16 protein-coding genes and 13 pseudogenes are annotated in these 25,564 nt (G+C 37.5%); 15 read left to right on the top strand and 14 right to left on the bottom strand.

What is annotated here, in order from left to right; translation table 11 throughout:
• Positions 1-187: 187 nt before the first annotated feature.
• Positions 188-1,027 carry a glutamate racemase gene (murI, locus tag V3224_RS14800; RefSeq protein WP_334471407.1) on the bottom strand — a complete coding sequence of 280 codons (840 nt, stop codon included), beginning with the start codon at positions 1,025-1,027 and terminating at the stop codon, positions 188-190.
• A 333-nt stretch (positions 1,028-1,360) separates the two neighbouring features.
• Here murI and V3224_RS14795 point away from each other — a divergent pair, with 333 nt between their 5' ends.
• Positions 1,361-1,609 (top strand): hypothetical protein, encoded by a 249-nt coding sequence (locus tag V3224_RS14795; protein WP_442890456.1) that lies wholly within the window; start codon positions 1,361-1,363, stop codon positions 1,607-1,609.
• A gap of 143 nt (positions 1,610-1,752) precedes the next feature.
• Positions 1,753-2,661: pseudogene (gene trmA, locus V3224_RS14790) on the top strand (tRNA (uridine(54)-C5)-methyltransferase TrmA); the annotation flags it as partial.
• Positions 2,662-2,887: 226 nt separating this feature from the next.
• Here the strand turns inward: trmA and fabR are convergent.
• On the bottom strand, positions 2,888-3,529 hold the full coding sequence (gene fabR, locus V3224_RS14785) for an HTH-type transcriptional repressor FabR (protein ID WP_334471406.1): 642 nt from the start codon (positions 3,527-3,529) through the stop codon (positions 2,888-2,890).
• 211 nt (positions 3,530-3,740) lie between these two features.
• On the opposite strand from fabR, the pseudogene V3224_RS14780 reads away from it, so the two are divergent.
• The 5 genes and pseudogenes from V3224_RS14780 to sthA form a co-directional block, all read left to right on the top strand.
• Positions 3,741-3,896: pseudogene (locus V3224_RS14780) on the top strand (FAD-dependent oxidoreductase); the annotation flags it as partial.
• Between the two features lie 80 nt (positions 3,897-3,976).
• Positions 3,977-4,998, top strand: a pseudogene (gene istA, locus V3224_RS14775) (IS21 family transposase).
• Complete coding sequence (locus tag V3224_RS14770) at positions 4,995-5,228, top strand: hypothetical protein (protein ID WP_334471404.1); 234 nt, start codon at positions 4,995-4,997, stop codon at positions 5,226-5,228. Before istA (V3224_RS14775) ends, V3224_RS14770 begins: the two are co-directional and overlap by 4 nt.
• Before the next feature lie 170 nt (positions 5,229-5,398).
• Positions 5,399-5,980: pseudogene (istB, locus tag V3224_RS14765) on the top strand (IS21-like element helper ATPase IstB); the annotation flags it as partial.
• A gap of 59 nt (positions 5,981-6,039) precedes the next feature.
• A pseudogene (gene sthA / locus V3224_RS14760) lies at positions 6,040-7,293 on the top strand (Si-specific NAD(P)(+) transhydrogenase); the annotation flags it as partial.
• A 35-nt stretch (positions 7,294-7,328) separates the two neighbouring features.
• Here the strand turns inward: sthA and oxyR are convergent.
• Positions 7,329-8,231 (bottom strand): DNA-binding transcriptional regulator OxyR, encoded by a 903-nt coding sequence (gene oxyR / locus V3224_RS14755; protein ID WP_334471402.1) that lies wholly within the window; start codon positions 8,229-8,231, stop codon positions 7,329-7,331.
• Positions 8,232-9,051: 820 nt separating this feature from the next.
• On the opposite strand from oxyR, the pseudogene argE reads away from it, so the two are divergent.
• Both argE and glnA read left to right on the top strand, forming a co-directional pair.
• A pseudogene (gene argE, locus V3224_RS14750) lies at positions 9,052-10,206 on the top strand (acetylornithine deacetylase).
• Positions 10,207-10,464: 258 nt separating this feature from the next.
• Positions 10,465-11,874 (top strand): glutamate--ammonia ligase, encoded by a 1,410-nt coding sequence (gene glnA / locus V3224_RS14745; protein WP_334471400.1) that lies wholly within the window; start codon positions 10,465-10,467, stop codon positions 11,872-11,874.
• Positions 11,875-11,999: 125 nt separating this feature from the next.
• Here the strand turns inward: glnA and V3224_RS14740 are convergent.
• Positions 12,000-12,416 (bottom strand): annotated as a pseudogene (locus tag V3224_RS14740) (transposase); the annotation flags it as partial.
• A gap of 78 nt (positions 12,417-12,494) precedes the next feature.
• On the opposite strand from V3224_RS14740, the gene istA (V3224_RS14735) reads away from it, so the two are divergent.
• Both istA (V3224_RS14735) and istB (V3224_RS14730) read left to right on the top strand, forming a co-directional pair.
• Positions 12,495-13,535, top strand: a complete 1,041-nt coding sequence (gene istA, locus V3224_RS14735; RefSeq protein WP_334468700.1) for an IS21 family transposase — start codon at positions 12,495-12,497, stop codon at positions 13,533-13,535.
• Positions 13,522-14,283: an IS21-like element helper ATPase IstB gene (istB, locus tag V3224_RS14730; protein ID WP_334468702.1), complete on the top strand. Its 762-nt coding sequence runs from the start codon at positions 13,522-13,524 to the stop codon at positions 14,281-14,283. The genes istA (V3224_RS14735) and istB (V3224_RS14730) overlap by 14 nt, the downstream gene beginning before the upstream one ends.
• Positions 14,284-14,345: 62 nt before the next feature.
• Here the strand turns inward: istB (V3224_RS14730) and V3224_RS14725 are convergent.
• A pseudogene (locus tag V3224_RS14725) lies at positions 14,346-14,645 on the bottom strand (transposase); the annotation flags it as partial.
• A 70-nt stretch (positions 14,646-14,715) separates the two neighbouring features.
• On the opposite strand from V3224_RS14725, the pseudogene V3224_RS14720 reads away from it, so the two are divergent.
• Together V3224_RS14720 and V3224_RS14715 are read left to right on the top strand one after the other, a co-directional pair.
• A pseudogene (locus V3224_RS14720) lies at positions 14,716-15,270 on the top strand (transposase); the annotation flags it as partial.
• A gap of 197 nt (positions 15,271-15,467) precedes the next feature.
• Positions 15,468-15,887: pseudogene (locus V3224_RS14715) on the top strand (transposase); the annotation flags it as partial.
• On the opposite strand, the pseudogene V3224_RS14710 reads toward V3224_RS14715, so the two are convergent.
• A pseudogene (locus V3224_RS14710) lies at positions 15,877-16,188 on the bottom strand (IS701 family transposase); the annotation flags it as partial. The pseudogenes V3224_RS14715 and V3224_RS14710 overlap by 11 nt on opposite strands.
• Positions 16,189-16,303: 115 nt before the next feature.
• Between V3224_RS14710 and glnL the strand changes: the two are divergent.
• Together glnL and glnG are read left to right on the top strand one after the other, a co-directional pair.
• Positions 16,304-17,344, top strand: coding sequence for a nitrogen regulation protein NR(II) (gene glnL, locus V3224_RS14705; protein WP_334471389.1), 1,041 nt, complete (start codon positions 16,304-16,306; stop codon positions 17,342-17,344).
• 9 nt (positions 17,345-17,353) lie between these two features.
• Positions 17,354-18,781 (top strand): nitrogen regulation protein NR(I), encoded by a 1,428-nt coding sequence (gene glnG, locus V3224_RS14700; RefSeq protein ID WP_334471387.1) that lies wholly within the window; start codon positions 17,354-17,356, stop codon positions 18,779-18,781.
• A gap of 45 nt (positions 18,782-18,826) precedes the next feature.
• Here glnG and hemN read toward each other — a convergent pair whose 3' ends face one another.
• From hemN to V3224_RS14660, 8 genes and pseudogenes are all read right to left on the bottom strand, one after another.
• Positions 18,827-20,200, bottom strand: a complete 1,374-nt coding sequence (gene hemN / locus V3224_RS14695) for an oxygen-independent coproporphyrinogen III oxidase (protein WP_334471385.1) — start codon at positions 20,198-20,200, stop codon at positions 18,827-18,829.
• A 270-nt stretch (positions 20,201-20,470) separates the two neighbouring features.
• Positions 20,471-20,974 carry a Der GTPase-activating protein YihI gene (yihI, locus tag V3224_RS14690; protein WP_032115833.1) on the bottom strand — a complete coding sequence of 168 codons (504 nt, stop codon included), beginning with the start codon at positions 20,972-20,974 and terminating at the stop codon, positions 20,471-20,473.
• A gap of 163 nt (positions 20,975-21,137) precedes the next feature.
• Positions 21,138-21,695: pseudogene (locus V3224_RS14685) on the bottom strand (solute carrier family 23 protein); the annotation flags it as partial.
• Positions 21,696-21,893: 198 nt separating this feature from the next.
• Positions 21,894-22,547, bottom strand: a pseudogene (locus tag V3224_RS14680) (solute carrier family 23 protein); the annotation flags it as partial.
• Between the two features lie 173 nt (positions 22,548-22,720).
• Positions 22,721-22,861, bottom strand: coding sequence for a hypothetical protein (locus tag V3224_RS14675; RefSeq protein ID WP_334471382.1), 141 nt, complete (start codon positions 22,859-22,861; stop codon positions 22,721-22,723).
• Positions 22,862-23,091: 230 nt separating this feature from the next.
• A complete protein-coding gene (locus V3224_RS14670; protein ID WP_334471380.1) occupies positions 23,092-23,826 on the bottom strand; it encodes an amino acid ABC transporter permease in 735 nt (244 codons plus the stop codon).
• A 1-nt stretch (position 23,827) separates the two neighbouring features.
• Positions 23,828-24,565, bottom strand: a complete 738-nt coding sequence (locus V3224_RS14665; protein ID WP_334471378.1) for an amino acid ABC transporter permease — start codon at positions 24,563-24,565, stop codon at positions 23,828-23,830.
• Positions 24,566-24,626: 61 nt separating this feature from the next.
• Positions 24,627-25,451, bottom strand: coding sequence for a transporter substrate-binding domain-containing protein (locus V3224_RS14660; RefSeq protein WP_334471375.1), 825 nt, complete (start codon positions 25,449-25,451; stop codon positions 24,627-24,629).
• Positions 25,452-25,564 lie beyond the last annotated feature (113 nt).

Here is a 25,564-nt window from a genome sequence, read left to right as displayed (position 1 = left end):
GGTGGCGTATATTACGCTTTTCACCTGTAAAGTCAAGTAGTTATTTCTACTTTTCTTTTCACTTCACTGACTAAAAATCCAATTATTTATTCTCAGCCAGTGGGAGCGCATTATAGGCGCGTTTAAGCCGCTGGCAACCGTTATTTAAAAAAATTTGTCTAATTGGTTTATATTTCAACAAATAGGCTTAAATAGAAATTTTTTCTAACCGATTAAAACCTTCATTTATCACTACAGGAATAAGCTTTTCAGCTTCAACATCCATTTTAGTGCAATAGGCGATATTTTTACTTTTTGTCAAAATCAAATTTTGATGGTTATTGATTAACCAAACCGCTCGTCTGGCAATTGCAGCGCCTGAATCAATGAGTCTGGTTCCGTCAAGCAGCACTTCTTTTAGTTCTGCCGATAATAACGGAAAGTGTGTACAACCGAGCACAATGGTATCAGGGGGTTCTTTCATTTTTAACCACGGTTTTACAATGCGCACTAACGCTTCTTTTGAGATTACCTGACCATGAAGTTTTTTTTCTGCTAATTCGACTAATTCTGATGAAGCGATCATCTCAACTTTACAATCAACGGCAAATCGATCGATCAGTTCTCTAGTATAGTTTCCACTAACCGTTACCTTAGTTGCTAATAATCCAATAACACCATTACGTGTTAATTTAGTTGCTGGTTTTATTGCGGGAACAACCCCAATAATTGGAAATTGGAAATGCGCTCTTAAAACAGGCAAACTGACCGTACTTGCCGTATTACAAGCAATAATTGCTATTGCTAACGCATGTTTTTGTTGAATTTGATCGATGAAGCGAATAATACGTTCAATAATAAATTCTGCACTTTTCTCTCCATAAGGAAAAGCATCATTATCAAAAGCATAAATATAGTGTAAATCTGGCAATAGCTGTCTGACTTCACGATAAACAGATAACCCACCAACACCAGAATCAAAAATTAGAATAGTTGGCCGAGCCGTTTTCGACTGAGCAGAGGTTACTTTTTTTATTTCATTTTTCATTCATTTCATCACAATAATGAACAATATGCTGATAAGAGAATTGTTAGTAAAAATAGTCATGAGTAATTATACAGTAATAATAGATTGAATGAATCCTGTGCTGTTGTAATAATTGTCCGCTGGTTTTAAGACAATATTATAACCTATTTTTATTTTTACATTACCGTCCAATATCGAAGAACTAAAACTTTACGACTCTTACTATCAATATTCAAAAAATAAGCTTTAGAAAAACCTTTTTAATTACTATCTATAAATCGTGCACCAAAGCTAGACTTCTCTTTCCCTACACTCTCACGATAGAAAATTTTTTATCAAGATGAATCTGAATACATGCTAAATAATTTGTCAATTACCCAATACAACTTGCAGTTAGCTGAAAAAATCAAATATTTAAACAGTATTATGCGGCCTTTTAATGCACCTGAACCAGAAATTTTTCGTTCTGATTTTTCCCATTATAGAATGCGCGCTGAATTTCGCCTCTGGCATGAAGGACCAGATTTATTTCATATAATGTTTGATCAAACGACTAAACAACGTCACGAGTTTCGCACCAATAAAAAAACGCTCTATTTTTAAGTTTAATTCAGCATAATATATAAATAGAAAAAATCTCATAAATTGAAAATAACTTATTGTAATTTAAGTAAATTTATACGTCTTAGCAAGTTACAGATTAATTATTGTTCTGAAGCCATTTCTAGAATTTTATATGCCCGTGCGAAACTCGTGAACGTATAAGAGTTGATCAATTACCTAGCGCTAGTAAATTAATTAATCAAATGATGCTTGCTTTAATTCCATTAATTAAAACTAAACCGCTTTTACGGTATAAACTCTTCCAATTAGATTATTTATCAACATTAAGTAATAAGATTATTGTTTCATTAATTTATCATAAAAAATTGGAACAAGAATGGATTGAACAAGCTAAACAATTACGTAGCGCTCTAATTAATCAAGGTTTTGATATACAACTTATTGGCCGCGCAGCAAAAACAAAAATTATATTAGAACAGGATCATATTGATGAGGTATTACCTATTTCAGGTAAGTCAATTATCTATCGCCAAATTGAAAATAGTTTTACCCAGCCCAATGCCGGAATAAATATCAAAATGTTAGAATGGGCGATTAATATTACTAAAAACACAAAAGGTGATTTACTGGAGCTTTATTGTGGAAACGGTAATTTTTCTATCGCACTAGCACAAAATTTTAATCGTGTTCTGGCAACCGAGATTGCAAAACCATCAGTAGCAGCAGCTCAATATAATATTGAAGCTAATAAAATTAATAATGTAAAAATTATTCGAATGTCAGCAGAAGATTTTACCCAAGCAATACGAGGTGAACGTCAGTTTAAACGCCTTGAAGGTGTTGATTTGACAAGTTATAAATGTGAGACTATTTTAATCGATCCGCCTCGCTGTGGTTTAGATGAAAAAACGCTTGAATTAGTACAAAAATATCCACGCATTCTTTATATATCCTGTAATCCTAATACACTTTGTCACAATTTAAATATACTCAATAAAACTCATAAAATTGATCGATTAGCGTTATTTGATCAATTTCCTTATACCCACCATATTGAATGCGGTGTTTTACTTGAGAAAAAACATATTTGAATGAGATAAAAACGCCATTAAAAAATATGGCGTTTTATTTTATAAGTTATAACAGCAAAAAATCTATCTAATGATAGCTAATATTATTTTTATTCTAAGAATATATTAAATAATATTGATATAGACAATATTTCTCTAACATTCATAATATTAAAAGTCATTTAAAAAACTAATATAGAAAACACCAATAAATAATTGCAATTTTTGGTTTACTGCAAAAAATTATTTATAATTTAATATTATGTTTTTCCTGTTCACGACGATACCAATAATAGGCTCCTCGGGCGATCATTCTAAGCTGTAAAACTAATCGTTCTTCCAAAAGCTGCCTTTTTTCCTGATCAATATCTAATGCTTCTGCCCCCGCATTAAATACTATAGTAAGCATGGCTTCGGCTTCAATTTCAGTAAAATACCGAGGCATATTACTTTCCTGTTGCAAGTAGTCGGCCAATTCAGCAATAAAATGCTGAATTTCTCTGGCAACTGCCGCACGAAATTCAGCCGATGTACCTGAACGTTCACGCAGCAATAATCGAAAGGCATTCGGATTATTACCAATAAATTCCATAAAAGTAGCAACAGATGTTCGAATAACACTGCCACCTTTTGCAATACGCTGTCGTGCTTGACGCATTAATTGACGGAGCATAAGACCGCTTTCATCAACCATGGTCAATCCTAATTCATCAACATCACGAAAATGTCGATAAAAAGAAGTCGGTGCAATACCCGCTTCTCGGGCAACCTCACGTAAGCTGAGACTAGTAAAGCTACGCTCAGCACTCAATTGACTAAAAGCCGCTTCTATCAGAGAACGACGCGTTTTTTCTTTCTGCTTTGCCCTGACGCCTGTAATATTACTCACAGTAATTAATATACCTCTTCGATAATAATGTAACTAGGCTACTATACCAAATTTTAACAGATTTGCAGTGTTCTTAAGTTTAACTAGTATATAAGGAATTTCTGTTATTTATTAAAATGTAAAGCCTGAATCTTATATTTAAGCTTGATTAAAGAAGATAATGTTAATCTGAGTTGTCTATTCGTATTTACATAATAATAGGTTATACCGAATGCCACAGATTCAATTTGATACTATCGTTATTGGTTCCGGCCCCGGGGGAGAAGGTGCAGCAATGGGGTTGGTAAAACAAGGGAAAAAAGTCGCAGTCATTGAACGTTATAATAAAATTGGTGGTGGTTGTACCCACTGGGGAACCATTCTGTCGCTACCAATGTAAAAATGATCCACTTGCTAATGTAAAACTGATCCACTAAGAGTAAATATGGCAGTTTTAAGGTACTGCCGATGATAACATTGGAGATCAGAGTGGAAATTTCTGTTTTACATCGCCAGGGTATGTCTATACGTGCGATTGCGCGACGGCTTTCATGCTCAAGAGTAACCGGGAGGCGATATCTTCGTAGCACTGAAGCGGCGGCGAATATGCGTTATAAATCGAGAGCGCCTAGACCCGGTAAGTTGGATCCCTTCAAGGTATATATTCTCGAACGCGTAGAGGCGGCCAGACCTGATTGGATACCGGCCTGCGATTGCTACGGGAGATCCGTGAACGAGGCTACACAGGCAGCTATAGCTTGCTGACCGCTTTTCTTCATCCTATGAAAAAAACCGTTATTGAAGATCTTGTCCGCTTTGAGACTGAACCCGGTGAACAGATGCAGGTTGACTTCACGATTATCAGACAGGGGAAGAATCCTTTGATGGCATTCGTTGCCACGTTAGGCTGGAGTCGCTCCACTTTTGTTAGGTTTTACACCTGTCAAAATTCAGCAGCCTGGGGCGACGGGATTGAGTCAGCCCTACAGTATTTTGGCGGTACCCCTCGTCAGCTGCTATTTGATAATGCGAAGACCATTATCATTGAGCGTGATGTTTATGGTCCTGGTAAACACCGCTGGAACCCACAGCTTATCAAGCTTGCCGAAAAATATGCTTTCAGTCCGAAAGTCTGCCGTCCATACAGGGCGAAGACTAAAGGTAAGGTTGAACCTTTTAATCACTATCTTAAGAACAGTTTCATTGTTCCACTAACCGCGTCATTTCGTCAGGCAGGGCTTACTTTGGATGCTACCGCCGCCAACTCACGTATTGGAGACTGGCTGAGTACAATAGCTAATGTACGTAAACACGGCACTACGGGTGTATCGCCGGAAGAGCGCATGCTACAAGAACGCTTGGCACTGTTGCCGCTGCCGAAAGTCATGCAAGCATTTCCTTTACCGATACATCAGACTCGCCCCATTCCTATCGAGAGCCTACAACATCCTTTGTCCGTCTATCAGTCGATTCTGGAGATGCCGATATGAGTCTTCAGTATGAACGCATCGAAAAATTCTACCAGCAGCTTAAACTGGACAGACTAAGCACAGAGTGGCCAGCTGTAGCGCAAGGAACTGTCGACAAGAACGGTACACACGCTGACTTTCTAGAGTCTGTTTTACGACTCCAGTATGAAGGACTTACTGAACGTCGGCGTCAAACGATACTCCGTTTATCTGGGCTGCCAGTGATACACGAGTTTCGCACAGGCATATAAAATTCTAGAAATGGCTTAAAAGCAATGATCAATCTGCAAGTTACTAAAACACATTAATTTTCTTAAATTACAATAAGTTGTATTTGATTTATAAGGTTTTATCTATTTATATATTATGCTGAATTAAACTTAAAAATAGAGCGTTTTTTTATTGGGGCGAAACTCGTGTGATAAAGACGTTGGAGCAGTTTGATTACAAATATGCCAGCGGTGTTCCCCGTAACCAAATACAGGAACTGGCTGGACTGGCTTTTATTGAGCGCCAGGAGAATATCGTGTTGTTAGGTCCGTCTGGTGTCGGTAAGACCCACCTTGCTACTGCCATCAGCTATAGGGCTGCGATGCAGGGATTAAGCATCCGTTTTCTAACTGCGGCGGACATGATGTTGCAGCTGCTTACCTCTCATCGACAAGGTGACCTTAAAGGATATCTTACCCGAGTTATCAGTAAACCTAGACTATTGATTATCGATGAAGTTGGCTATTTACCTTTTGGCAAGGAAGAAGCAAACCTGTTCTTCCAGGTGGTGGCAAAGCGATATGAAGCGGGTAGTGTGCTCTTAACTAGTAATCTGTCTTTTGCTCAGTGGTCAAGTACATTTGGTGACGATGAGACGCTAACAGCGGCTATGCTGGATAGATTGCTGCACCATGCACATATTGTACAGATTAGTGGACAAAGTTATCGGTTAAAAGACAAGCTAAAAAGCGGTCAGCTACATAAAAAATTGAAACCGGAACTTAGCGAGTAAATTAAAGGGGGTGGATCAGTTTTACTTTAGCAAAGTGGATCAGAATTCAGTTGGCATTGACAATTCCTTCTAAAGCGCTTCGGCACGCGGTCAGCCGAATTATCGAATTTAATCAAAATCCATTATACAGCGATAAATCCCGGCTTTTACGCTCTTCTTTCTCCGACATTCTTAAACAAGCCGAGACCGTAATTAATAAACAAACACTTATGCGGCAAGGATTTTACGAACGAAATGGTTGCAAAATGTTTGCCGGTGAAGCCTCTTTCATTGACCAACATAGTTTAAAAGTTCTTTATAATGATGGTACCTACGATACTCTATATGCTGAAAAAATCATTATCGCAACAGGTTCTCGTCCATACTGTCCACCCGATGTCGATTTTCAGCATTCACGCATTTACAATAGCGATTCAATTTTAACTCTCAATCATGAGCCCCACCATGTTATTATTTATGGTGCAGGGGTAATTGGCTGTGAATATGCTTCAATTTTTAGAGGATTAGGGGTAAAAGTTGATCTTATTAATACCCGTGATCACCTTCTGTCGTTTTTAGACCAAGAGATGTCAGACGCTTTATCATACCATTTTTGGAATAATGGTGTTGTCATTCGCCATAATGAAGAATATGAAAAAATCGAAGGAACAGATGATGGCGTAATTATTCATCTGAAGTCAGGTAAAAAGGTTAAAGCCGATTGTCTATTATATGCTAATGGCCGTACGGGAAATACCGATAATCTAAATTTAGAAAATATCGCTATTCCTATTGATAATCGAGGTTTGATTAAAGTTGATACTACCTATCGTACTCATAATAAAAATATCTATGCGGTCGGCGATGTTATTGGCTATCCCAGTTTAGCTTCAGCCGCTTATGATCAAGGTCGTCTCGCTGCCCGCGCGATAACAACGGGCCACAGCGATACCCATTTAATAGAGGATATTCCTACCGGGATCTACACCATTCCAGAAATCAGTTCTGTCGGTAAAACAGAACAACAATTGACTGCCATGAAAATTCCTTATGAAGTCGGGCGTGCTCAATTTAAACATTTAGCCAGAGCACAAATTGCAGGGATGAATGTAGGCAGTTTAAAGATCCTATTTCATCGCGAAACATTAAAAATTCTAGGTATTCACTGCTTCGGTGAGCGTGCAGCAGAAACTATTCATATTGGCCAGGCAATTATGGAGCAAAAAGGTGAAGGTAATACTATTGAATATTTTGTTAATACTACCTTCAATTATCCAACTATGGCAGAAGCATTTCGGGTTGCCGCACTGAATGGGTTAAACCGTCTGTTTTAACCCAATAAAGCTCAATATTAGTAGTAAGTAAACAATTAATTTTTACTATAGTATCGATACATTTGCTTACGAATTGCCTCAGCAAACTGCTCATGACAACTTCTAAGCGGTGAGCCAGGACGGTAAATTAAAACAACCGAACGTGAAGGAACAGGGTTAATACAATCAAGATAATAAACACCATCACGTTTTATCTCTTTCGGTACAGATAAATCTGGCAATAGTGTTATACCACTTCCGGCTGCCACCATGTTACGTAATGTCTCTAAACTGGTGGCACGAAAGTGGGTATCATCTTTTGCCCCAACCTGAAAACAATATCCCATCGCTTGATCACGTAAACAGTGTCCATCTTCCAACATAAGTAATTTCTGTCCAACAAGCTCACGCATTTCAATTTCCTTACGATTGAACCATGGATGTCCTTCATAAATAGCTAATCGCATAGGTTCCTCATACAGAGGTATTTCAATAAAAGCTTCGGTCTCCTTCACTTGCGCTAATATTGCACAATCTAGTTTGCCATTATTTAATTGCGCTAACAGATGGTGTGTTTGTGCTTCATGTAAATACATCTCCAATTTAGGAAATAAACGGTGTAATTCTGGAATGATGTAAGGTAAAAGATAAGGACCGATAGTAGGAATTAATCCTATGTATAACGGGCCTGACATGCTTTCACCTTGTAAGGAAGCCATTTCCTGCAGTATTTTAACTTCTCTCAATACTGTTCTGGCTTGTTCAACTAATAATAACCCCTGCTGAGTAAACAGAACCTTTCGGCTTGTCCGCTCTAATAACATAACACCTAAATCGTCTTCCAATTTACGAATTTGACCGCTGAGGGTCGGTTGACTAACATGGCAGGCATCTGCAGCACGCCGAAAATGTTTATGCTCAGCTAATGCAACAAGGTACTCCAAATCACGAATATTCATGCCTACTCCTTCCCTAAATACAAATTTGATAGAATCAACCTATCTATTCATCATAATGGATCCAGTTTTCCTATCAACGAAAAAATTCGGCAAAAAAATTTATCTTCATAATTTATAGACAAAACGAATAAATTAAACGCTTTCGCGGTGAGTTGTTTAGCGCCAATAACTGATTCTACTAAGCAGCTAATATTTCACAACTAAGTTGCGACCATAAATCAATGCTTCAACACCCTATTTATTGAAATTCAGATTCACTAAGCATCGATTGAACACATCACCAATAAAGACTTCACTAAACTTTTATGAACAAATTAATGGTCATTGCTGAATTTAAATCGATATATTGAAATAATTATTTTATCAATAATATTATTATGTTAAAGCAAATATTTTTTTAATTCTTAAATAAAATCTTTATATCGAAATATATTAATCGACGATCCTATACGCCATTAATTTTCCTTTATCCTGTATATATTGTTGTTATCAATTAAAACACGAGTTTCGCACCAATAAAAAAACGCGCTATTTTTGAGTTTAATTCAGCATGATATATAAATAGACAAAACCTTATAAATTAAATACAAATTATTGTAATTTAATAAAATTTATGTGTTTTAGTAACTTGCGGATTAACCATTGCTTTTAAGCCATTTCTAGAACTTTATATGCCTGTGCGAAACTCGTGTAAAAGAAAAAATTTGTATCATCAACCCTCTCATTAATAAATCTTGTACACTGAACTAACATTAATTGTTGTATTTTTATTCAATGAAATGCATGAGTACTGAAATTTTAGTCATTAAGGCTGACAACAGTGAAAAACAAACTGCCCACATTTATTGAGTTATACCGTCAATTAGTTGGCATACCATCAATTAGTTCTGTCGATGCAAGACGCGATCTAAGTAATGAAACATTAATTAATCTACTGGCAGAATGGCTTACGACACTAAGTGGTAAAATAACCATTTAACCTGTACCAGATAGCCGCCATAAATTCAATTTACTGGCTACTTTTGGCCAAGGAGAGGCTGGATTACTACTTTGTGGGCATACTGATACGGTTCCTTTTGATGACGGGCGCTGGACAAAAAATCCTTTCCAATTAACGGAATATAAAGACAAATTATATGGTTTAGGTAGCGCGGATATGAAAGGTTTTTTCGCTTTTATTATTGATACTTTACGCAATGTCGATATTGATCAGTTACAGCATCCCATCTATATTCTGGCAACCGCTGATGAAGAAACCACCATGGCCGGAGCACGTTATTTTGCTGCAACTGCAGAAATTCAGCCTGAATTAGCAATTATTGGTGAACCAACTTCATTGCGACCGATTCGCGCTCATAAGGGGCATATTGCCAATGCCATTCGTATTACCGGTCAATCTGGCCATTCAAGTGATCCGGAACAGGGTATCAATGCGATTGAGTTAATGCATGAAACCATTAGTCAGTTAATTTTGCTTAGAAATAGACTAAAAACCGATTACCACAACAAGGCATTTGATATTCCCTACCCAACAATGAATTTCGGACATATTCATGGGGGTGATGCCGTAAATCGAATTTGTGGGTGTTGTGAATTACATATCGATATTCGTCCACTACCCGGTCTGTCACTAAAAAATTTGGATGAATTGTTACATGCCGCACTTAAACCGATTAAACATCGTTGGCCTGATCGCTTAACTATCGAGGAACTTCATCCGCCTATTCCCGGTTTTGAATGCCCAATAAATCATAACATGGTGAAAATAATTGAAAATTTATTAGATAAAAAAGCTCAAACCGTAAATTACTGCACCGAAGCGCCCTTTATTCAAACGCGATGTCCAACATTAATATTAGGGCCAGGTTCGATAGAGCAGGCTCACCAACCTGATGAATTTATTGAACTTAAATATATAAAACCGACAATTGAATTACTTTCACAAATGATATCCCATTTTTGCTTGAAAAAATAAACTACTAAATTGGGAATAAAATAAGACCAGCTCTATCTTTTTTTCACTACCGCACCATGATTGTGCTTTAATAGCATCCGATTTGCACAATAATGGTGCAGTTTATTATTCGATTTATGATTATTTACTAATAAATCATTAAAAAAGCATCTATTATCAGTTATAAAAATTTGGCATGATTTTCGCATAGTGAATAATTAACTATAGTAAAACTTTTTGGCGCTGTCTTCAAAATAGGATCCAATCAGGAGAATCTTTATGTCTGTTGAGCATGTTTTATCCATGATCAAAGAGCACCATGTTAAATATATTGATCTACGCTTTACCGATACCAGAGGTAAAGAACAACATATCACTATCCCTGCTCACCAAATTAACCAAGATTTCTTTGAAGAAGGTAAAATGTTTGACGGTTCGTCAATTGCCGGTTGGAAAGGAATTAATGAGTCAGATATGATGCTTATGCCTGATCCTGAGACGGCAGTATTAGATCCTTTTTTTAGTGATTCAACCCTAATTATTCGCTGTGATATCCTAGAGCCCCACACTCATCAGGGCTACGAACGAGATCCTCGTTCAATTTCTAAACGCGCCGAAAATTTCTTACGTAGTAGCGGTATTGCAGATACGATATTATTTGGACCTGAACCTGAATTCTTTGTGTTTGACGATATTCGCTTTGGTAACAATATTTCTGGTGCTTATTATCATATCGATGATGTTGAAGCAGCCTGGAATTCTGGCGCACATTATGAAGATGGTAATAAAGGTCATCGGCCAAGCGTTAAAGGTGGTTATTTTCCTGTCCCTCCCGTTGACTCTTCACAAAATATGCGCTCCGCTATGTGTTCCACCATGGAGAAAATGGGATTAATTGTTGAAGCACACCACCATGAAGTTGCCACCGCAGGCCAAAACGAGGTTGCTACCCGTTTTAATACCATGACTAAAAGGGCCGATGAAACACAAATATACAAATACGTGGTGCACAATATTGCCCATTCTTTTGGTAAAACAGCAACATTTATGCCAAAACCACTAGTGGGTGATAATGGCTCTGGTATGCACTGTCATATGTCACTGGAAAAAAATGGCAGCAACTTGTTTGCCGGTGATAAATATGGCGGGTTATCTGAAATGGCACTTTATTATATTGGAGGTATTATTAAACATGCGCGAGCTTTAAATGCCTTTACTAATCCAACCACCAACTCTTATAAACGTCTGGTGCCAGGTTTTGAAGCACCTGTAATGCTGGCTTACTCCGCACGTAATCGTTCAGCTTCTATTCGCATTCCAATCGTTGCTAATCCTAGGGCATCGCGTATTGAGGTTCGTTTCCCAGACCCGGCCGCCAATCCGTACTTAGCCTTTGCGGCACAATTGATGGCAGGTCTCGATGGAATTATTAATAAAATTCATCCGGGTGAAGCAATGGACAAAAATTTATATGATTTACCTGCAGAAGAAGCACAAGAGATCCCAACCGTTGCCAGTTCACTGGAAGAAGCACTACAGGCATTGAATGCTGATCGGGAGTTTTTGAAACGGGGTGAAGTATTTACTGATGAAACGATCGATGCTTATATCAATTTATTAAAAGGTGATGTTCAACGTATTCGGATGACACCTCACCCATTAGAGTTCGAAATATACTACAGCGTTTGATAAGCCATTCTCCGCTGAGTATTTTTGTTGTATTGTAATATTTACCTCATCTTTTGATGAGGTTTTTTTGCATAAAAATTGAACAAAAACTCTTGGTTTATACTCAACACGAGTTTCGCACAAAACTAATTTGGGTACGCTAATAAAACACGGATTTGCTCAGTAATAGCACTTTTGATTACGTCCCAATTTTGTTGATAAAGGGTTATTTTTTCAGATATACGACGTTTATGTTGTTCAAACCACGCAGAAATAGCGAGAAAAATATGATTTCTTTGCGCTCGGCTCGTGCGAGCCTGACAGCGTTCAATACCACAGTTTTGTTTAACTTCTCGATGATAAACTTCAACAGACCAACGGGCATCCATGATAGATTTGAGGTATTGACGGGTGGGATTCTCTTTGTTTGTTACTATGTAATCAATACGGCCGTTTTTGGCTGTAAATTTGAAAACGGTTACCCAACCATATCCTCGCAAGTGTATTGACGTTCCTTCTTCTGAGATGTCTAACTTGTTCAGTTGTTTGTTATTGTCACCGATCATGCAAAACTGATCCACTAACGATCATCTAAAACTGATCCACTTGGTATTATTCGTACATTTTTGTACGGGTAATTTATGTTAACCAAGGAGATATTTGTGGATATTCATGTTCGCTTTACACAAGGACAAAGCCTTCGAAAAATTGCCCGTGAATTAGGCATTTCCCGTAACACCGTAAAACATCATTTACAACAACAGGCAATGCCAACTTATGCTAAAAGAAGTAAACAACCGAGTAAACTGGCACCCTTTAAACCTTATTTGCTTCAGCGAATTGAATTGGCTAAACCTGATTGGATCCCTGCAACAGTGTTATTTGATGAGGTAGCTGAAAGAGGTTATCAAGGCGGTATTGCTCAGTTACGCCGATTTGTTTGTCAATTTAAACCAAGCATTGTTCCCGAAGCTGTCGTCCGTTTTGAAACACAGCCAGGTCAACAAATGCAAATCGACTTCACCAGCATCCGGCGAGGTAAAAAATCCCTAAAAGCGTTTGTTGCAACACTAGGCTATTCGCGTGCTAGTTATGTAAAGTTCTTTGATAATGAACGAGCAGGATCGTGGCAACAAGGTTTAAGAGAAGCTTTCGACTATTTTGGTGGTGTACCACAGGAAGTATTGTGTGATAACGCAAAATCCCTCATCATCGAACGGGATGCTTATGCAGAAGGTGAACATAAATTGCATGTCGAAATGCTTCAAATGTCGAAAGATTACGGTTTTAAATTGAAGGCTTGCAAGCCCTACAGGGCAAAAACGAAAGGGAAAGTAGAGCGCTTTAACCACTATTTAAAAAACAGTTTTATCGTGCCATTAAATACCGACCTTCGTGCTCATAACCTTGAACTAGATATCGAGATAGCCAACGCAAAAGTGGGTCCATGGTTACAACGCGTTGCCCATCAGCGGATTCATGGAACAACGTTAGAAAAGCCAGCAGACAGATTAGCTAAGGAAGTTAAGTATCTTCTTCCCTTACCAGCAAGGGTTTGCCAATCTATCCCGCAGACTAATACGCTTAATATTCGTATCGTACCGCCCCTTGAATCTGTCAATTTGCAACACTCAATCAGCGTATATGAAGCATTGCTGGGAGGTGAACATGTTATTGCATGAACAAATTGAACACCTGTGTGAGTCATTGAAATTAAATTCTGTTCCCAGTCATTGGTCATCACTTGCAGAACAATGCATTGCCCAAGACAAAAGCTACGGAGAGTTTTTACTGTCCCTATTAAAATGTGAGCAACAACAACGAGATGAACGAACTCGTAATCTCTTGAGTCGGATGGCAGGATTCCCAGTACACAAAGAACTTAATACGTTCGATTTTAAGTTTGCAACGAGTGTTCCTAAACAACAAATACAGGAATTAAGCGCATTAACATTTATTGAACGTAATGAAAATGTCGTATTGCTTGGCCCAAGTGGTGTAGGTAAAACGCATTTAGCTATTGGATTAGGATTAAAAGCAGTACAGGCTAGGAAGAAAACTCGCTTTACAACAGCGGCTGAACTGATGTTGCAACTCTCAACTGCCAAACGACAAAATAAGCTCAAACAATATCTATCACGTTCGGTGATGGTCCCGAAGTTGTTGATCATAGATGAGATTGGATACTTGCCGTTTGGGCGAGAGGAAGCAACCCTATTTTTTAATGTGATTGCCAAGCGTTATGAGCATGGTAGTGTCATATTGACGAGTAACTTATCATTTGGGCAATGGCCTGGTACTTTTGCTGATGACGCAACATTAACCGCCGCTATGCTTGATCGTTTACTTCATCATTCGCATGTACTGCAATTAAGCGGTGAAAGCTATCGATTGAAAGATAAGCGGCGATCAGGAGCAATAACCGAGTAAAACAGTGGATCAATTTTGATTGATCGTATTTAGATAAAAAGTGGATCAGTTTTCGGTGATCGTTGACAGTTATGGTTAACAATCCTATTTTTCCTCAGCGTGGTTACCCAGATCCAACCATGAGAGCGAATTGATTTCAGGTTATCCAGGCTAGAATACCAAGCATCCATCACTACCGCTTCTGGCATGATCCCTCTTTTTTTAGCAAGAGTGAGCATTTCGGAAAAGTGCGTGTTTTTTGTTTTTCCATCAGAATCTTTATCATAAATACGATAATTGATAGGAATTGATTCAACCTTCGTCAGATCATGCCAAAGCAAATTAACTAAACCTATGCCAGCAATAACATCATGTTCATTACCTCACGAGTTTCGCAATCTCCAAAAAAGAAGTATAAATTTAAAAACAAGAAAAAATCAGGGTGTTCATATTTTGTCGGGTTATCCATGTATTAAAGATATCTATAAAACATTCTTACAAGTAAGCAGTTTAAGATACTCTGGTTTAGCGTTATCAGAAGTAAGCCCATCGCCTTTATCTCATGACACTGTTAGCCGATGGCTAAAAAGTAGATGTTTTAGACCTAAAGACCTATGGCGATTAGTTGAACCTTCTATAGACAAAAAAAGCCCTTGCGTACTAATTGCCGATGATACATTGATTGCCAAAACACGTAGTAAAAAAATAGAGATGGTCCATTATCAATATTCAGGTAATGAACATGATGTTATTGCTGGCATAGGTTTAGTTAATTTGCTTTGGCATGATCTGACGAAGGTTGAATCAATTCCTATCAATTATCGTATTTATGATAAAGATTCTGATGGAAAAACAAAAAACACGCACTTTTCCGAAATGCTCACTCTTGCTAAAAAAAGAGGGATCATGCCAGAAGCCGTAGTGATGGATGCTTGGTATTCTAGCCTGGATAACCTGAAATCAATTCGCTCTCATGGTTGGATCTGGGTAACCACGCTGAGGAAAAATAGGACACGAGTTTCGCACCAATAAAAAAACGCTCTATTTTTAAGTTTAATTCAGCATAATATATAAATAGATAAAACCTTATAAATCAAATACAACTTATTGTAATTTAAGAAAATTTATGTGTTTTAGTAACTTGCAGATTGATCATTGCTTTTAAGCCATTTCTAGAATTTTATATGCCTGTGCGAAACTCGTGTAGGATTGTTAACCATAACAAACAACTGAACAAGTTAAACATCTCAGAAGAAGGAACGTCAATACACTTGCGAGGATATGGTTGGGTAACCGTTTTCAAATTTACAGCCAAAAACGGCCGTATTGATTACATAGTAACAAACAAAGAGAATCCCACCCGTCAATACCTCAAATCTATCATGGATGCACGTTGGTCTGTTGAAGTTTATCATCGAGAAGTTAAACAAAACTGTGGTATTGAACGCTGTCAGGCTCGCACGAGCCGAGCGCAAAGAAATCATATTTTTCTCGCTATTTCTGCGTGGTTTGAACAACATAAACGTCGTATATCTGAAAAAATAACCCTTTATCAACAAAATTGGGACGTAATCAAAAGTGCTATTACTGAGCAAATCCGTGTTTTATTAGCTTACCCAAATTAGTTTTGTGCGAAACTCGTGTACCTGAATATTGATAATGGACCATCTCTATTTTTTTACTACGCGTTTTGGCAATCAATGTATCATCGGCAATTAGTACGCAAGGGCTTTTTTTGTCTATAGAAGGTTCAACTAATCGCCATAGGTCTTTAGGTCTAAAACATCTACTTTTTAGCCATCGGCTAACAGTGTCATGAGATAAAGGCGATGGGCTTACTTCTGATAACACTAAACCAGAGTATCTTAAACTGCTTACTTGTAAGAATGTTTTATAGATATCTTTAATACATGGATAACCCGACAAAATATGAACACCCTGATTTTTTCTTGTTTTTAAATTTATACTTCTTTTTTGGAGATTGCGAAACTCGTGCTCAAATATGTTAATATGCACTAAAAAGGTGCAGGAGTAAGACCAAGTGAAAATTGATAATTTACCAATTGGCGATCATATTTTAGATTGTTTATTGCATAATATTCTATTACTCGATAATGAACTCATTATCCATTACGCTAATCATGCTAGCCGCCAATTTTTTTTAGCTAGCCCAAGAAAATTACTAGGTACACCGCTACCAGTACTGTTTGATTATTGTTCGCTTAATATGGATTTAATGCAAAAAAAAATAAAAAAAAATCTAAGCTTTACCGATAATGACGTTACTCTGGTTATTAATAATCACTCTTATATCGTGACTATCAGTGCGCAGCCCATTTCACCATGCTTTATTTTGCTAGAATTTTCGCCAGTCAATCACCATCGCCGTTTAGATCAAGAACAATCATTACAAAGCGCATCACGTGAGTTAATCCGTACTTTAGCTCATGAGATAAAAAATCCATTAGGTGGTTTACGTGGAGCAGCTCAGCTGTTAGCCAAAACCCTTTCTAATTCTAATCAGTTGGAATATACCCAAGTTATTATTGAGCAAGCCGATCGCTTGCGTAATTTAGTTGATCGTCTACTTGGCCCCCAACATCCTGGCGCAAAAACAAAACAGAATATTCATCAAGTTGTTGAGCGTACTTACCATTTAATATCACTGACACTACCGGAAAATATTAAACTAATAAAAGACTATGATCCCAGTTTACCTGAATTTGCACACTATCCGGAACAAATTGAACAGGTATTACTCAATTTAAGCCAAAACGCGATACAAGCAATGGAAGAAAACGGCGGAACCTTGATTATACGGACTCGCACCGCATTTCGAGTGACATTACATGGAAAAACGTATCGACTTGCTGCCCGGATCGATATTGAAGATAATGGTCCAGGCATCCCGTCACAGATACAAGACACGCTGTTTTATCCAAGGGTCAGTCATCGTAAAGGTGGCAATGGTTTAGGACTCTCAATTGCACAAAATATTATTGATCAGCATGCTGGCAGGATCGAATTTTCCAGTTGGCCTGGCCATACACAATTTTCGATTTATCTTCCTATTAAGAATTAGGTAACTGATATGCAAAAAGGTACGGTGTGGATCGTTGATGATGATAATGCCATTCGTTGGGTTTTAGAACGAGCGTTAAATAATGCCAACATGGAATGTCGCAGTTTTGAAGATATTCAAAGTGTACTGGCTGCATTAGAGAAAACCTGTCCGGATGTTTTAATCTCTGATATCCATATGCCAGAAAACGATGGATTATCATTACTGACAAGACTTAAACAAAGTCATCCTAAATTACCGATTATTATTATGACTGCCCATTCAGATCTCAATACCGCAGTTAATGCCTATCAACAAGGTGCTTTTGATTATTTGCCAAAACCTTTTGATATTGACGAAACGATATCGTTGGTTGAACGCGCACTTAATTATTATCGCAATCAACAATCGAGTCGTGGATCAAATTCTTTTCCGACCGCTCCTGTCACCAAGATTATTGGTGAAGCACCAGCCATGCAGGAAGTTTATCGAATTATCGGTCGCTTATCCCGTTCCTCGATTAGTGTACTTATTAATGGTGAGTCAGGCACTGGTAAAGAGTTAATTGCGGATGCACTTCATCGCCATAGTCCTAAAGCAGCAGGGCCTTTTATTGCGTTAAATATGGCGGCTATCCCTAAAGATCTGATTGAATCTGAGTTATTTGGCCATGAAAAAGGCGCTTTTACTGGCGCCAGTCAGGTCAGGCAAGGGCGCTTCGAACAAGCGCATGGTGGTTCACTTTTCCTCGATGAAATTGGTGACATGCCACTTGATATTCAAACTCGCCTTTTACGCGTATTGGCTGAAGGCCAGTTTTATCGGGTTGGTGGTTATACACCGATTAAAGTTGATGTCCGTATTATTGCCGCAACCCATCAATGCCTTGAGCAACTGGTACAAGAAGGAAAATTTAGAGAAGATCTCTTTCATCGCCTCAATGTGATCCGCATTCCGCTTCCACCATTGAGTGAACGGACTGCAGATATTCCACATTTGGCCAGCCATTTTTTACGCCAAACAGCACAAGAACTTGGCGTCGAGAGCAAAATTTTGGTACCACAGACAGAAACTATCTTAATGTCTTTACCTTGGACGGGTAATGTACGCCAGTTAGAAAACGTCTGTCGTTGGCTTACAGTTATGTCTTCCAGCCAAGTGATATTGCCGCAAGATCTGCCAAGCGATTTGCAACAAAATCAACAATTTCTCTATTCGCCTAAAAAGAAACCTGCGGCAAATAACGAAATATGGCTTGATCCACTTGCCAATTGGACAAAAACCGCACTCGAAAATAATAAACAGAATTTACTACAGGAAGTTTTACCGCAGATTGAACGTACAATGCTTGCATGCGCTTTAATCCATACCAAAGGCCATAAACAAGAAGCCGCTCGCTTACTCGGCTGGGGGAGAAATACTATTACTCGTAAATTGAAAGAATTTGGTATCGAGTAGTAAAAAAGAGCTGAAGTGTACAGCTAGACTATTCTCTGTAACCAACTAAATCACACGTGAAAATTGACATTGACGCATTTTGTTGCACAAATAAATATCAAAACACATACATATATTACGAATTAATAATCGGCCTTTAGGGGTAATTTGTAGCTGTCTTTGACCAACAATCACCAAACCATCTGCTATCATCGGTTGTAATAACTGTAAATCTGCAGAAAAATAATTTTTAAAATCAATCTGATAGCAATCTTCAATTTGACCATAATCTAAATAAAAATTGCAGATCAAAGTTTTGATGACATCACGTCGAATACAGTCATCCTGTGTCAAAGATAAACCTTTCCACAATGCATGTTGATGATTTTCAATGGCCTGATAGTAGGCGCTTAAATCTTTTTGATTTTGTGCATAATGATCGCCTAACATGCTAATTGCTGACACGCCAAGTCCGAGTAGATCACAGTTTTGCTGAGTGGTATAGCCCTGAAAATTACGATGTAAAACCCCATTACGTTGTGCAATAGCCAGTTCGTCGTTAGGTTTAGCAAAATGATCCATACCAATAAATTGATAACCATTTTGTGTTAAGGTGAAAATCGTTTGCTGCAAAATAGCCAGTTTTTGTTCCGCTGTCGGTAAATCTTGCGGTTTTATTTTGCGTTGTGCAGCAAAGAGAGCCGGTAAATGGGCATAATTAAACACACTTAAACGATCAGGCGAAAGGGCTAATACTCGCTCTAAAGTAAAAGCAAACGTTTCCGCTGTCTGTTTCGGTAAACCATAAATCAAATCGATACTGGTAGAAATAAACCCCGTGTCTCTGGCTCGTTGAATCAAAGCGAAAATAAAATCTTCATCCTGCTGGCGGTTAACTAAATGCTGTACCTGTTTATTAAAATCCTGTACGCCCATACTCAAGCGGTTAAAACCCTCGTAGCGCAAGTGATCAATAACATCCAATTCTATTTCTCGCGGATCAATTTCAATTGATATTTCGGCATCGGTGGCAAAATGAAAATGTGATTTCAACATTGCCAATAGTTGGCTGATCTGGGATTTACTCAAATAGGTTGGTGTCCCACCGCCCCAGTGCATTTGGGTAACAGTACGATTAGTAAATAATTTCGCTTGTTCTATGATCTCTTTTGCTAAAATCAGCAGATAGTTATCTACTTTATGTTTATGACGAGTCACCAACTTATTACAACCACAGAAATAGCACAGTTTATGACAAAACGGAATGTGTACATAAAGAGACAGCGGTCTGTCAGGATAGCGACTGGCAGCAATAGCAAAATCACTATCACTGTAGTGTTGATTAAATTCTAACGCAGTAGGATAAGATGTATATCTGGGCCCAGCATAGTTATATTTTTGAATGATGGAAAGATCCCAAATAATACCCTGCTCTGACATATTTTTATCCTTCAATAATAACTATCTGCTATCTTATAGCCAGACTCACATTACTGTATTTGCTGCCACTATCTTAACTGATGAGAGATTATCATAAGATGATGTAAATGGAATAATCATCCAATTAATCAAACTATTTAAGATCAGTAATATTGATAATCAAAGATAATTATTAATAAATTATTTATGATTAATCAGTAATAAATATTACTATTTTATTAGGCAGTAACACCCATTTTTACTATTAAATAGTTATGAAACAAACAATGCTTACTTCCCTTTTAAAAGCCGCATAATATCATCTGGTTTATCATCATCTTCTTCGTCATCAAGCTCAATACCAACTATTTTTAGTAAAGTATCAATGCGATCCAATTTACTATCAACATAAGTCATTTCATCTTTGGCCAATTTTTTACCTTCTTCAAGATCAGTTAATAACGCGGCCAGACGTTCATCATTTTCCAATAATACCAACTCTTCTGCGGGTGATAATATTGATTTTTCTACCTTGTTTATTTTTTGCTTGTTGGTATTTAAGGCTTTTTCTTCTTTAGCATCAATGAGTAGAGGGATCGGTTTCTTACTACCAATGCGCGGATCTTTCTCCATTGATGGATAATTGTTATTTTGTGCATTAGATCTTTCTTGATAACGACTACCTGCTATATGGCCGCGCTTTTTTTTCTGTTTTTTTCGTTCACGACTGGCTAAATTTAGCGATTCACGATTTTTTTTCATCTTATTAGCTGCTTTTTTCTTATGCTCCGACATAACGGGTTTTCTCTCATTGCTGATTTTCAATTCTATATTTAACACAATAATATGATATGTGGATGACTTATACTAGATACGGTAAAATTAGAATAAATAAAAACTTCGATATAATAATTATCGAAGTAATGTAAATAAATTATTCAGTTATTTATCAATGCTATTACACATCAACCAAAATAATTTTTGCAATAAATAACAGCGAAACAATAACGACTGCCAAACCAATTTCACGCCACCGTCCTGTTCCTATTTTCATGACACAGTAAGCAATAAAACCTAACGCGATACCTTCAGTGATGGAAAAACTAAAAGGCATCATAACCGCTGTGATAAAAGCGGGTACTGACTCGGTTAAATCATGCCACGCAACACATGTTAGACTCGATGTCATTAAGACACCAACATAGATCAGTGCACCAGCTGTTGCATAGGCGGGTACCATACTAGCTAGCGGTGAAATAAAAATTGTTAATAAAAATAGCGCGCCAACCACAATTGCGGTTAATCCAGTACGTCCACCTATCGCAACCCCAGAACTACTTTCAATATAGGTAGTTACTGAAGATGTTCCCATTGCGCTGCCTGCGACCGAACTTAAACTATCAACATAAAGCGCCTGTTTCATCTGCGGAAATTTACCTGTCTTATCAGCCAAACCCGCTTTATCGGTAACACCAATTAAGGTTCCTGAAGAATCAAACAGGTTAATCAGCATGAAACACGAGTTTCGCACAGGCATATAAAATTCTAGAAATGGCTTAAAAGCAATGATCAATCTGCAAGTTACTAAAACACATGAATTTTCTTAAATTACAATAAGTTGTATTTGATTTATAAGGTTTTATCTATTTATATATTATGCTGAATTAAACTTAAAAATAGAGCGTTTTTTTATTGGTGCGAAACTCGTGATGAAAGAGAAAATAATGCCAGACAAACCAATATCTAATGAGCCAATCATATCAACATGTCCAACAACCGTCATGATGCTAGGTGGTAGCGCAAAAACACCATTATATTGGACATCACCGATAATCATCCCAATCAGCGTGGTGATCACAATAGAAACAAGCACCGCAGCATGAATATTGCGCGCCGCTAACACGACAATGATAAAAAATCCCAAGATCCCCAATAACACATTCGATTGAGAAAAATTACCAATCGCCACCAAGGTATCTCGATTAGCAACAATTATGCCAGCATTTTTCAATCCCATCATGGCAATAAATAAACCAATACCACTGGTAATACCAACCCGTAAGCTTAAAGGGATATGCGCAATGATCCAGTAGCGAATATGAAAAAGTGTTAAAAGAAATAAACCAACTGCTCCCCAGAAAATTGCTCCCATCGCCACTTGCCAGGAATAGCCCATAGCACCAAGAACGACAAAAGCAAAAAAGGCATTTAATCCCATCGCAGGAGCAACAGCAACCGGTAAATTGGCGACGAGCCCCATCATAATACTACCTAACGCTGCAACCAGGCAGGTAGTGACAAAAACAGCTTTAATATCGATTCCCGCCATTGATAGAATTTGTGGGTTAACAAAAACGATATAAACCATTCACGAGTTTCGCACAGGCCTATAAAATTCTAGAAATGGCTTAAAAGTAATGATTAATCTGCAAGTTACTGAAATGCATAAATTTACTTAATTTACAATAAGTTATATTTAATTTATAAGGTTTTATCTATTTACATATTATGCTGAATTAAACTTAAAAATAAAGCGTTTTTTTATTGGTGCGAAACTCGTGCCATTGTCAAAAACGTCGTCAATCCGGCAATGATTTCTGTTCGAACTGTCGTGCCATGTTCATGTAATTTAAACATGCGCTGAAGCAGACTCTGTCGTCTGATCGGATCTGTTTTGTTCATATATTTAGCCTAATAAAAAAGTTTTTTTGCTCTATCCTACAATAAAATTAATCCAAATAGTTAATTATAAAACAGAAAAAGGAAAACAATATCTGACATAATTATGCGAATGAATATTCAACACAGTCATTACGTTGAAATAAGGCTTCGTGGAATCAAAAAGAGAGTGATATAAATACCAACGAATCAACCACTCATGTTACCAATCTTTCACTTACCTCTAAAAGGCACTAGAAACAAACCAACTGATTTGGTTGCTTGCCTGATAATAGAGCCTGTGACGACCGATTTTTTTCTAAACGACGTAAGATTTGATTTGCTATCAGCTCAAGTGAAAAACACATAATGAAATAGATAAAAGCAACAAATAGAAAAATTTCCATTGGATAAATCATTTCTCGATTATTTATTTGAGTGGCTAAAAATGATAATTCTGCCACTCCCACAATATAAGCCAATGAAGTATCTTTAATTAATGCAATCCACTGATTAATAAAAGAGGGGATCATCATCCGTAACGCTTGCGGCAATATAATATTCCACAATACCGCCCAACGGGTAAAACCTAGCGACATCCCCGCTTGCCATTGCCCTTGACCTATAGCCAAAATACCTGCTTTTACTCCATGGGCTAAATAAGCTGATGTGATCAAAGCTAAAGCACAAATTACGGTCGTCAATTCAGGAATATCCGTACCTAGTAAAACAGGTAATAAAAAGTAACTCCAGAAAATTAACATGATGACAGGTATAGCCCGAAAAAAACCTAACGCAGCTGCCAGTAAATTTGCCCACCAACCATTTAACATCGCCAATGCAATTCCACCAGCAATACCGAGAAAAATAGAGATACTTCCTGCTAATAAACTTATTAACAGAGTCAGTGCTGCACCTTCTAAAGGGCGATCAGGAAATGTACCAAATAACAGATAGCGCCAATTTTCAGCAATCACTGTAAAATCCATGTTAATATCCCTTTATTAATAGACGCTGCTGACGCCATTGTCCCCAAGCTTCCATCAGGGCAATAATGGCAACATAAAGAATTGTCGCCACACCAAACGCCGTAAAGGTTTGTAAACTTTGACTTTCAATCTGACGAGCAACATAAGAAAGCTCCGCAACACCAATTGCCATAGTTAGGGAAGAATTTTTTACAATATTCATATACTGCCCCAATAAAGGCGACATTGCGATTTTTAGCGCTTGGGGTAAAACCACATAACGCATGGCTTGCCAGCCAGATAAACCTAATGCTAATGCAGCAAATTTTTGTCCTTGCTTTACACCATAAATACCGGCTCTTAATTCTTCAGCAATAAAAGGCGTAGAGTAGAGAGTTAAGCCAATCACACCTGCCAAAAATTCAAATGATGGCCATGCGAGCTTAATATCGAGAATAGCCAGCTGATGTGGTGTATTTAGCCATTGCATAACTGATTCTGGTAATATCGTTCCAGCAGCAAAGTACCAAAAAAAAAGCTGTATTAATAATGGCGTATTACGAAATAGTGAAATATAACTAATTGCTAACCAACGCAAAAATACGGTATGGCTATCTCTAGCAGCAACGACAACAAACCCTAGCAGGGTTGAGGCGACTATGGCACAAAATGAGATCCAAATAGTAATGAGTAAGCCCTGCCAAATCCAATCAAGATATTCAGGGGCTAATAGCTGGCTAGAGAAAAAATGTTCAAACATTTATGCAACCTATTTATGATGAGGCACTCATTTAGGTATTTTTATTAAAAATAATATCTTTTTACTTTTCTAATGGTGAAAATTTAAAATCACCACGAGGTAGTGCTGCTTTAGTTTCTGGACCAAACCAACGATTATAAATTATTTCTGCCTGACCATTTTTTTCTAATTTCAATAAAGTATTATTTACCACTCTAATCAAATTCGTTTCACCTTTAGCCGCTGCTAATGCCTGATATTCACGTGTAAGACTAAAAGGTGAGATCTCATAATCTGCTTTAATTTTTGCCGGTAAGTTCCCCAATAAACCAATCAGTTTGGCATCATCTTGCGTAATAGCTTGTACATTGCCATTTCGTAATGCAGCAAAAGCGAGCGGGGTGTCATCGTAAGATATTACTTTAGTATTAGGATAGCGTTCACGTAGAGTAATTTCCTGCACGGTTCCTTTATCTGCACCGATACGCAAAGGAATAATATCATCAGCCGTTTTTAATACCCCAATACGTGCGATAAATTTCTGCCCAGTAGCAAAATCAGGAATTGAAAACTCAACTTGTTTAGCACGTTCGTTGGTGATGGTAAAATTAGCACCAATCAGATCCACTTTACCTGCTGTCAATAGCGGTATTCGATTCGCTGGATTAGTTGGACGCAATACTAATTTAACACCAAAATCTTTAGCAATCGCTTCTGCAATATCAATATCATAACCCACCAATTTTTTAGTTTTAGCATCAATAAAACCAAAGGGAGGATTACTATCAAAAACAGCAATACGGATCACACCGGCTTTTTTGATACTTTCCAATTTATCTGCTTTTGCCAACCCGGTAACCAATGCTAATGTGACAGATAATACAGTTGCAATAAGATTGAATTTCATTTCACTATTACCTTTTACTGTCAATTTTTTGTATATTTATGTTTATTCGACTCAAATTATCAATTCACAGTTAAAACATGAAATAATATAAAAACCTATGGTTATTCCAAAAA

It is taken from the genome of Arsenophonus sp. PmNCSU2021_1 (genome assembly GCF_036919435.1).
GTDB classification, from domain to species: domain Bacteria; phylum Pseudomonadota; class Gammaproteobacteria; order Enterobacterales; family Enterobacteriaceae; genus Arsenophonus; species Arsenophonus nilaparvatae.
Note: the sequence above shows the minus strand (reverse complement) of the source record. Positions and strands in the feature narration are given on the sequence as shown.